This window comes from Pleomorphomonas oryzae DSM 16300, from assembly GCF_000422965.1.
In the GTDB taxonomy this organism is placed as follows: Bacteria; Pseudomonadota; Alphaproteobacteria; order Rhizobiales; family Pleomorphomonadaceae; genus Pleomorphomonas; species Pleomorphomonas oryzae.
This window is the reverse complement of sequence record NZ_AUHB01000003.1, coordinates 289889-299001: the sequence shown is the minus strand read 5'-3', so window position 1 is coordinate 299001 and position 9113 is coordinate 289889. Positions and strand designations below refer to the sequence as shown.

8 protein-coding genes and 1 tRNA gene are annotated in these 9113 nt (G+C 60.9%); 4 read left to right on the top strand and 5 right to left on the bottom strand.

Annotated elements, in window-relative coordinates; all coding sequences use genetic code 11:
* Positions 1 to 142: 142 nt before the first annotated feature.
* On the top strand, positions 143 to 1327 hold the full coding sequence (locus G522_RS0106765; RefSeq protein WP_245586603.1) for a galactokinase: 1185 nt from the start codon (positions 143 to 145) through the stop codon (positions 1325 to 1327).
* A 107-nt stretch (positions 1328 to 1434) separates the two neighbouring features.
* The gene (locus G522_RS0106760; RefSeq protein ID WP_026790383.1) at positions 1435 to 2475 is read left to right on the top strand and encodes a UDP-glucose--hexose-1-phosphate uridylyltransferase; all 1041 of its coding nucleotides are present in this window, start codon (positions 1435 to 1437) and stop codon (positions 2473 to 2475) included.
* An 85-nt stretch (positions 2476 to 2560) separates the two neighbouring features.
* On the opposite strand, the gene yjfF is transcribed toward G522_RS0106760, so the two are convergent.
* From yjfF to lipB, 5 genes are all read right to left on the bottom strand, one after another.
* Entirely contained in the window at positions 2561 to 3565 is a 1005-nt protein-coding gene (gene yjfF / locus G522_RS0106755) for a galactofuranose ABC transporter, permease protein YjfF (RefSeq protein WP_026790382.1), read from the bottom strand.
* The gene (locus G522_RS0106750) at positions 3562 to 4596 is read right to left on the bottom strand and encodes an ABC transporter permease (RefSeq protein ID WP_026790381.1); all 1035 of its coding nucleotides are present in this window, start codon (positions 4594 to 4596) and stop codon (positions 3562 to 3564) included. The genes yjfF and G522_RS0106750 overlap by 4 nt, the downstream gene beginning before the upstream one ends.
* The gene (gene ytfR, locus G522_RS0106745; RefSeq protein ID WP_026790380.1) at positions 4596 to 6119 is read right to left on the bottom strand and encodes a galactofuranose ABC transporter, ATP-binding protein YtfR; all 1524 of its coding nucleotides are present in this window, start codon (positions 6117 to 6119) and stop codon (positions 4596 to 4598) included. The genes G522_RS0106750 and ytfR overlap by 1 nt, the downstream gene beginning before the upstream one ends.
* Before the next feature lie 150 nt (positions 6120 to 6269).
* The gene (ytfQ, locus tag G522_RS0106740) at positions 6270 to 7226 is read right to left on the bottom strand and encodes a galactofuranose ABC transporter, galactofuranose-binding protein YtfQ (protein ID WP_026790379.1); all 957 of its coding nucleotides are present in this window, start codon (positions 7224 to 7226) and stop codon (positions 6270 to 6272) included.
* 566 nt (positions 7227 to 7792) lie between these two features.
* Positions 7793 to 8470, bottom strand: coding sequence for a lipoyl(octanoyl) transferase LipB (gene lipB, locus G522_RS0106735; protein ID WP_084632933.1), 678 nt, complete (start codon positions 8468 to 8470; stop codon positions 7793 to 7795).
* A gap of 150 nt (positions 8471 to 8620) precedes the next feature.
* On the opposite strand from lipB, the gene G522_RS25920 reads away from it, so the two are divergent.
* Positions 8621 to 8887, top strand: a complete 267-nt coding sequence (locus G522_RS25920) for a FliM/FliN family flagellar motor switch protein (RefSeq protein ID WP_051228395.1) — start codon at positions 8621 to 8623, stop codon at positions 8885 to 8887.
* Positions 8888 to 9013: 126 nt separating this feature from the next.
* A tRNA-Leu gene (locus tag G522_RS0106725) sits at positions 9014 to 9098 on the top strand.
* Positions 9099 to 9113: the final 15 nt, after the last annotated feature.

Below are 9113 nucleotides of genomic sequence, written 5' to 3'. Positions count from 1 at the left end.
AAGGCGCGCAAGCACCCGGAGCTTGCCGGGTTGTTTTATGCTGTTTATAAGAAGACGTCGCCTCGCTGCGTGAGCCCGAAGCGGCGCGATTGCACCAGCGCATTCATCCATGTCGGCAGCCGTTTCGGAGGGGGCGCCGGCCATGACCTTCGGGAGGCGGGAAGCCAACATGTTCAGCGTCGATGAGCTCAAAGCGAGATTCAAGGATATTTACGGCAGTGAGCCGTTTTTCATCAGGGCGCCGGGACGCGTCAATCTGATCGGCGAACACACCGACTATAACGACGGCTTCATCATGCCGGCAGCGCTTGAATATGAAACACGCGCTGCCGTAGCGCCGCGCGCGGACAGAATCCTCCGTGTCCATTCGGGCAAGATTGGCGAGACTCGTGAGTTCGATCTGGACGATCCTGCTCCCCAGCCGAAGCACGACTGGACCGATTACGTGTTCGGCGTGGCGGTCGCTCTGGCCAGTGCCGGCAAGAGACTCAAGGGCGCGGACATTCTGGTCGCTTCGTCGGTGCCGGTGGGGTCGGGCCTGTCGTCATCGGCGGCGCTTGAAGTGTCGATCGGCTATAGTCTGCTGACCGTCGCCGGATTGCCCATCGACAAGGTGGAACTGGCCAAGCTCTGCCAAAAGGCCGAAAATGAGTTCGTCGGCATGCGCTGCGGCATCATGGACCAGTTCATTTCCTGCAATGGCCAGCACGACCATGCGCTGATGATCGATTGCCGCAGCCTCGAGAAGCGGCCGGTCCCGATCGATCCGCGTGCCAGCATCGTCGTCGCCAATTCGATGGTCCATCACGAGCTGGCATCCGGCGAGTATAACAAGCGTCGCGCCTCCTGCGAGGAAGCCGTTCGCCTGCTTTCGCCGGTGCTCGGCCCCATCAAGGCGCTTCGCGACGTGACGCCGGCCGGCCTGGAAGCCAATAAGGCGCTGCTTTCGGACGTTACTTACCGCCGCGCCCGCCATATCGTCAGCGAAAACGAGCGAGTGGTCGAGGCGGCCGACGCGTTGGCAGCCGGCGACCTGGTCAGGTGCGGCGCACTGATGAATCAGTCGCATACGTCGATGCGCGACGATTATGAAATCTCCTGCGAGGAGGTCGACGTGCTGGTCGATATCGCTCAGAAACAGCCGGGCGTGTTCGGCTCGCGGATGACCGGCGGCGGCTTTGGCGGCTGCACGGTCAGTCTCGTCGAAGCCGGCGCAGCCGATGCCTTCATGGAAAACGTGAAGACGGCCTATGAAAAGTCCACGGGTCTCAAGTCCACTATCTTCGCCTGTTCGCCGCAGCAAGGCGTTGGTCCGCTCGCGGGGTGAGTGACAACGGCGGGCGGAAGCCGGCATTGCCGCTCCGCCCCATTTCCTGGGACGCTCTGGCGTTCCGACCGGTCGCCGACCGGCCCATCGGCCAGGATGGAACAATCATGAACGCATTCGCCGATCATCCCCACCGCCGGTTCAACCCACTCACGGGCGACTGGGTGCTGGTGTCGCCCCACCGGGCCAAGCGTCCCTGGCAGGGGCAGGTGGAAAAGCTGCCGCCGGTTGCCGGTGTCGCGCATGATCCCAAGTGCAATCTCTGCACCGGCAATCTGCGCATGAACGGCGAGCGCAACCCGGACTACAAGCACACCTTCGTCTTCACCAATGACTTCGCGGCGCTGACGCCCGACGCACCGGCGGATTATCTCGACGACGACGGGCTGATGATTGCCGAAGGCGAGTCCGGCATCTGCCGGGTGCTGTGCTTCTCGCCGCGCCACGACCAAACACTGTCGCGCATGTCGGTCGAGGAGATCACCTATATCGTCGATGCCTGGGTCGAGCAGTTCGTCGATCTCGGATCGAAGCCGGATATCGGCTCGGTGCTGATCTTCGAAAACCGCGGCGAAGTAATGGGTTGTTCGCAGCCGCATCCGCACGGACAGATCTGGTCGAGCCGGCACATGCCGAACGAGACCGCCAAGGAGACCGATCGCCAGCTCGCCTATTTCAAGGATAAGGGCAGGGCGATGCTCCTGGACTATGTCGAGAAAGAGCTAAAGCTGGGCGAGCGCATCATTCATGAGAACGACCATTTCGCTGTGCTGGTGCCCTATTGGGCGATCTGGCCGTTCGAGACCATGGTCCTGCCCAAGCGCCGTATCGGCGGTTTCGACGAGTTCACGACCGGCGAGCGCGCTTCGTTGGCCGATGCGTTGTCGAACATCGCCGTCCGCTATGACAACCTGTTCGAGACGTCATTCCCTTATTCGATGGGCTTCCACCAGAAGCCGACCGATGGTCAAATGCATGAGGAGTGGATGTTTCATGCCCACTTCTATCCGCCGCTCCTTCGCTCGGCGACGGTGAAGAAATTCATGGTGGGCTTCGAGATGCTCGGTTCGCCGCAACGCGATCTGACGCCGGAGACGGCCGCGCAGCGGCTGCGCGACCTGCCAACCGTGCATTATCTCGATCGATAATCGGCCTTTATCCTCGAGCGGTCAAAAGAAACCGCCGCCGGATCGCTCCGGCGGCGGTTTCGCTTTCCAAAAGGGATCGGCGCCGTCAGGCACTGCTCGGCTGGGCGGCCGAAGCATGGCGCATGTTGCGGGCGCTGCGCTCGGACATCCACATCAGGCCGCGCTGGAGAGCGATGAACCCGAACAGCAGGAGACCGATGACGATCTTCGTCCACCAGCTCGACAGTGTACCGTCGAACACGATGTAGGTCTGGATCAGACCCTGGATGCAGATACCCAGGAAGGTGCCGGCGACAAAGCCATAGCCGCCTGTGAGCAAGGTACCGCCGATCACCACGGCGGCGATAGCATCGAGCTCGACGCCAACGGCCGCCAGCGAGTAACCGGCCGAGGTGTAGAGCGAGAAGACGATGCCCGACAGGCCGGCGAGGAAGCCCGAGAGGGCGTAGATGCCGATCGTCGTCTTGGCCACCGGTACACCCATCAGCTGGGCGGAGGTGAGGTTGCCGCCGAGCGCGTAGACGTAGGTGCCGAAGCGGGTACGCTGGGCAAGCACGATACCGACGGCGAACACCACCAGCATGATGATGGCGATCAGCGTCAGCCGGCCGCCGCCGGGCATCAGGAAGTAGATGTCCTGCAGCGTCGAATAGAACGGATGGGTAATGGGGACCGACTCGGTCGTCAGCAGGTAGGAGATGCCACGGGCGAGAAACATGCCGGCCAGCGTTACGATGAAGGGCGGCATATCCAGGAAGAAGATGATGCCGCCCATCGCCGCACCGAAGGCCGTCGTCAATACCAGCACGATGGCAAAGGCGGCCAGGGGGTGGATCGACGTGTCCCTCAAAATGACCGACAGAAACACGCCGGTGAAGGCGATGACCGAGCCGACGGACAGGTCAATACCGCCCGACAGGATCACGAACGTCATGCCGACAGCGGTGATGCCCAGAAAGGCATTGTCGGTGAGCAAGTTGCCGGCGACCCGGGTCGACAGCATATTCGGGAACACCGAAATGCAGATGATGTAAGCCAGTACGAAGACCACGAAGGTGGCCATCAGCGGCAGGTACTTGGAATTTTTCATCGCGCCGCGTGCTCCCTGTTTTCGGTCTTGACCGCCACGGTATGCCGGTTGGTCCGGAAGCCGGCCATGGCCGCCTGGCTGGCTGGCGACTGGACGATCAGAATGATCAGAATGATCACCGCCTTGATGATGAGGTTGAACTCTGGCGGGAAGCCCGCAAGAAGAATACCGGTGTTGAGCGACTGGATGATCATGGCGCCCATCAGCGAACCGACGAGCGAGAAGCGTCCTCCGAGCAACGATGTGCCACCAATGACGACCGCCAGGATGGCGTCCATTTCCAGCCAGAGACCGGCATTGTTGGCATCGGCGCCCTTGATATCGGCGGCGGCGATGACGCCAGCGACGGCTGCGCAGAGCCCCGATACCGCATAGACGGCCAGCAGGATGACTCGAGAGTTGACGCCGGACAGGGTGGAAGCGCGCCGGTTGACGCCGATCGCCTCGATCAGAAGGCCGAGGGCCGAGCGACGAACCACCAAGATGGCCAGAATGGCAACGACCACCCAGATGATCACCGGCATGGGCAGGCTCAGGAATGAGCCGGAGCCGACGAAGATAAGCTCGGGCTTGTCGTTGAATGTCAGAATGACACCTTCGGTGATCAGCTGAGCTATGCCTCGACCAGCCACCATCAGGATCAGCGTGGCGATGATCGGCTGGATGTCGAGAAGCGCAACCAGGGCGCCATTCCAGAGACCGCAGGCAAGGCCCACGAACAGCGAACCGGCCAGCGTCGCCGGCAGCGAGTAACCGGACGTGATCAACGACGCCGCGACGGCACCTACGATGGCCATCACAGCGCCGACCGACAGGTCGATACCCTTGGTGGCGATCACCAGCGTCATGCCGATGGCCAAAAGCGTCACCGGCGCGCCGCGATTGAGTACGTCGATCAGCGAGCCATAGAGACGGTCGTTCTGAATCTCGATCGAGAAAAAGCCAGGCGAGATGATTGCGTTGAGCGCGAGGATCACCACAAGAACGATCAATTGAGGTGTCCGTTCACGGACGATGGTAGGAACGGCCATTACGCTGCCTCCCCAGTCGCGTCATGCGACGCGATGGCCTTCATGATGTGGTCGGTGGAAATTTCGTCGCCTGTCAACTCGCTGACCATCTTGCGGTCTCTCAAGACAATGATGCGAGAGGAGTATCCGACAAGCTCACCGAGTTCGGACGAAATCACCAAAAGGGCCATGCCGCGCTCGCACAGATCGATGATCAGACGGATGATTTCGGCGTGAGCGCCGACGTCGATGCCGCGGGTCGGCTCATCGAGGATCAGGAAGCGCGGATTGGTGGCGAGCCAGCGGGCCAGGAGCACCTTCTGCTGGTTGCCACCGGACAGGAACTTGATCGGCTTTTCGCGATCGGAAGTACGAATGTCGAGCGCGGCGATATAGCGATCGGCAAGCGCCTCCTGCTCGGAGCGGGAGAGGGGCCGCATCCAACCGCGCTGGGCCTGAAGGGCGAAGATGATATTCTCGCGCACCGACAGGTCGCCGACGATACCGTCGGTCTTGCGATCTTCGGGACAGAAGGCAAAGCCCTGGGCGATGGCCTTGCGGGGCGAGGACATGTTGACCGGCGTGCCGGCGACACTGATGGTGCCGCTGTCGGCGCGCTCGATGCCGAACACGAGTTGGGCGGTCTCGGTGCGGCCGGAGCCCAGCAGACCAGCGATGCCGACCACTTCGCCCTGGCGGATATCGAGATCGAGCGGATCGATGTTGCCACGCTTGCCAAGGCCGCGCAGCGATACCAGCGGTTCGGACTGCGCCGTGTTGGGATCGATCGTGCGCTTGATATCGGCCTCGAGCTGGCGGCCGAGCATCATGGAAACCAGCTTCAGGCGGTCGAGTCCGGCGACGGGCACAGTATCGATCAGCCGGCCATTGCGCAGCACGGTGATGCTGTCGGCGATCTCGTAGACCTGATCGAGGAAATGGCTGATGAAGATGATGCCCATGCCACGGGCCCGGAGCTGCCGGACCACGGCGAACAGCATCTCCACCTCGTGCGCGTCAAGGCTGGCGGTCGGTTCGTCGAGCACCAGCACCTTGCCTGAAATGTCCACGGCGCGGGCGATGGCGACGACCTGCTGGATGGCAACCGAGAAATTGGCAAGCGGCGCCGTAACGTCGATGTCGAGGCCATAAGTATCGAGGATCGCTTTCGACCGGCGGTTCATCTCGCGGACGTCAGTCAGACCGAAGCGCTTGGGTTGGCGCCCGAGGAACAGGTTCTCGGCTACCGTCAAGTTCGTCAGGAGGTTGACCTCCTGATACACCGTGCCGATGCCAAGCTTCTGGGCATCGACGACGTCACGCGGATGGATGGGCGTTCCTTCAAGCAGGACTTCGCCCTCGTCTCGACGGTATGCGCCAGTGATAATCTTGATAAGGGTCGATTTGCCTGCGCCGTTCTCGCCGAGAAGGGCGTGCACTTCACCGGCCTGCAGCGTGAAATCGACATTCTCGAGTGCCGACACTCCGAGAAAGGCCTTGCTGACTCCGCGCACGGATAGCAGCGGTTGAGCGTTCGCCATGATAGCTGGTCCAACTATTGCCGATCAAAGAAACGGGCCGCCCTCCGATGCGGCGGCCTCACCCCGAGGGACAAGCCCGCCGGCAGCCGGAAAGCGGCCCGGCAATGAAGGAAACGCCGCCCCTTCTGGGCAGGGCGGCGTTCCGGAGCGGTATCAGTAACCGAGGCCCTTCTTCTCGTCGTAGACCTTCTGCGGGTCATCAGCCGGCGTGTAGAGCTTGGACTCGGTCTGGATCCACTTGGCGGGCTCCTTCTTGTCCTTGAGATAGGCATCAAGGGCATCGAAGGCCGGGCCGGCCATGTTCGGGGTCAGTTCGACGGTGGCGTTGGCTTCACCGGCGATGAACGCCTGGAAGATATCCGGAACGGCGTCAACCGACACGACGAGGATATCCTTGCCCGGCTTCAGACCGGCTTCCTTGATCGCCTGGATGGCGCCAACGGCCATGTCGTCATTGTGGGCATAGAGGGCGCAGATGTTCTTGCCGCCGCCTTCAGCCTTGATGAAGCTCTCCATGACTTCCTTGCCCTTGGTGCGGGTGAAGTCGCCGGTCTGGCTGCGGATGATCTTCAGATTGGCATGGCTAGCGATGGCGTCGTCAAAGCCCTTCTTGCGGTTGATGGCCGGCGAGGAACCCGTCGTGCCCTGAAGCTCGACGATGTTGCACGGCTTGTCGCCAACGTTCTTGACGAGCCATTCACCGGCGACCTTGCCCTCATACACCGTGTCGGACGTGACGGCGGTGAGGTAGAGGTCCTTCGGGGCGTCAATCGTACGGTCGAGCAGGATGACCGGAATCTTGGCTTCCTTGGCTTCCTTCAGAACGGCATCCCAGCCGGTCGCAACCACCGGAGCGATGAAAATGGCATCGACGCCCTGAGCGATGAACGAGCGAACGGCCTTGATCTGGTTTTCCTGCTTCTGCTGGGCATCAGCGAACTTCAGGTCGATGCCGCGCTTCTGAGCTTCAAGCTTGGTGACGCTCGTCTCGGCAGCGCGCCAGCCCGACTCCGAGCCGATCTGCGAGAAGCCAACGGTCAGCGCGAAAGCGGATGAAATAGACAGAGCCGTCGCAAAGGCGGTCGCGGCGAGCAAATTAAGCGTGCGCATACTCTCCTCCAAATCTGTTCCAGGAGCGGGCCGGAAGACCGAATTCACTCCCTAGGCGCCGGCCTCCACACCGGCTAGACGCAAGTTAACTCAGTGAGCATTTCTGCAAAAGAGACAAATCAGTCTCCTTCATGGAATATTCTGCTGATCCGTGTGAATTCGAGACCTATACTAAGGTATTATATCCGGGTTACTAAACGGATTTTTGGTGGCTCTTCTGCCCAAAAGTCCGCCGCGCCAAGCTTCGGCTCATTGATGAACGGCTTCGTCCGGTTTTAAATCTTAGATCCTGAATCGATTTCTTTAGTATGACAATTGAACTCGCGATGGGCAAATTGCTTTGAAATTTCTGGCGCATTCGGCCCGGGGCGGCGGCAATCGTCAAGATTGATTTTCAATGACCGGGATTCCGGCAGCGGAAAAACCTAATATGCATTTCGCATATGATGCTGCATCTCGGAAACGTGTACTTTCGATGGATTTGGTTCCCGTCGCCGCAGCCTTACGCTCGGGAGCCAAGGCTTCCGTCCATGTCCCGCCGCAGATTGAACCCCATGGTCGGCAGGTCAGCCTGACGACACGGTGCAAGGCCCGAATACCTCGATGAAGCTTGCCTTGAGGGCGCCATCGGCATCTTCCATGGCGACCGGCAATCCCAGGTCTACCAGGCTGGTAACCCCGTGCCCGCGAATACCGCAAGGCACTATACCGGCGAAATGGCTCAGGTCGGGTTCAACGTTGAGACTGATGCCATGAAAAGTCACCCAGCGGCGAACGCGGATGCCGATAGCGGCAATCTTGTCCTCTGCGCCGTCTCCTTTGTCGGGTCGCCGCACCCAGACGCCGACGCGGTCTTCGCGACGCTCACCGCGAACATTGAAAGCGGCGAGTGCCCCGATGAGCCAACGCTCGAGCGCTGCAACAAAGGCTCTGATGTCTTTGCCTCGGCGTTCGAGGTCAAGCATCACGTAAGCGACCCGCTGACCTGGGCCATGATAGGTATATTGTCCGCCGCGTCCGGTCCGGTAGACCGGAAAGCGGTCGGGCTCGACTAGGTCGCTCTCGTCGGCGCTGGTTCCGGCCGTATAAAGGGGAGGGTGCTCGACCAGCCAGACCAACTCCGGTTGGCGCCCCTCGGCAATCGCAGCGACGCGTTCCTCCATGAAGGCAACGGCGGGCTCATATGCGGTGAGTCCCGGCTCGATACGCCACTCGACCGGCGGCGAACCGGGGATGGCGTACATCTCTGTCCTGATTTCGGATCGTTCGTTAACCATTCGGTAACCTAATGCCGTAAACACTCTACGGACGACGACGCGTGGCTTGCCGCTTCGTGTTCCGGGTGGCGCCGGTGTCGTCAAAGCGCGTCGCCAGCGACACGGAAGATAGGACTGATGGCCACTCTGGAGAAGATCAAAGTCGAGATCTCTGTCGTGCTTGGCGGGCAGACCATGCCGATCCATCAGCTGTTGCGGATGGGACGTGGCGCGGTGATCGAACTCGATCATTCGGCCGATGATGACGTCGACATTCTCGCCAACAATCTGCCGGTCGCGAAGGGGCAAGTGGTGCTGAAGGGCGATCGCGTCACGGTATCGATCACCGAAGTCCTGAATCGTCCGGCCTCCTACCGCCGCCTTGACGACGTCGTGAAGATCTGAGGTTTTTCTTGGATTCCAGCCGTTTTCTCAACGCTGGCAAAATTCTTCTTGCCTGCCTCTTGTGCCCCGGAGAATCTCTTGCTAGATACCCGGCGCCGGCCCGGAAGGGGTGGCATCTACCACGATGCGGTCGTGGCGGAATTGGTAGACGCGCAGCGTTGAGGTCGCTGTGTCGCAAGACGTGGAAGTTCGAGTCTTCTCGACCGCACCATTTCAAAAAACCAGG

What these genes read in the sequence shown, in the direction of transcription:
- ytfQ (WP_026790379.1), bottom strand. Translation starts at nt 7,226, where the DNA reads ATGCGCACGCTTAATTTGCTCGCCGCGACCGCCTTTGCGACGGCTCTG.
- lipB (WP_084632933.1), bottom strand. Translation starts at nt 8,470, where the DNA reads ATGTACGCCATCCCCGGTTCGCCGCCGGTCGAGTGGCGTATCGAGCCG.
- G522_RS0106765 (WP_245586603.1), top strand. Translation starts at nt 143, where the DNA reads ATGACCTTCGGGAGGCGGGAAGCCAACATGTTCAGCGTCGATGAGCTC.
- yjfF (WP_026790382.1), bottom strand. Translation starts at nt 3,565, where the DNA reads ATGAAAAATTCCAAGTACCTGCCGCTGATGGCCACCTTCGTGGTCTTC.
- G522_RS0106760 (WP_026790383.1), top strand. Translation starts at nt 1,435, where the DNA reads ATGAACGCATTCGCCGATCATCCCCACCGCCGGTTCAACCCACTCACG.
- G522_RS0106750 (WP_026790381.1), bottom strand. Translation starts at nt 4,596, where the DNA reads ATGGCCGTTCCTACCATCGTCCGTGAACGGACACCTCAATTGATCGTT.
- G522_RS25920 (WP_051228395.1), top strand. Translation starts at nt 8,621, where the DNA reads ATGGCCACTCTGGAGAAGATCAAAGTCGAGATCTCTGTCGTGCTTGGC.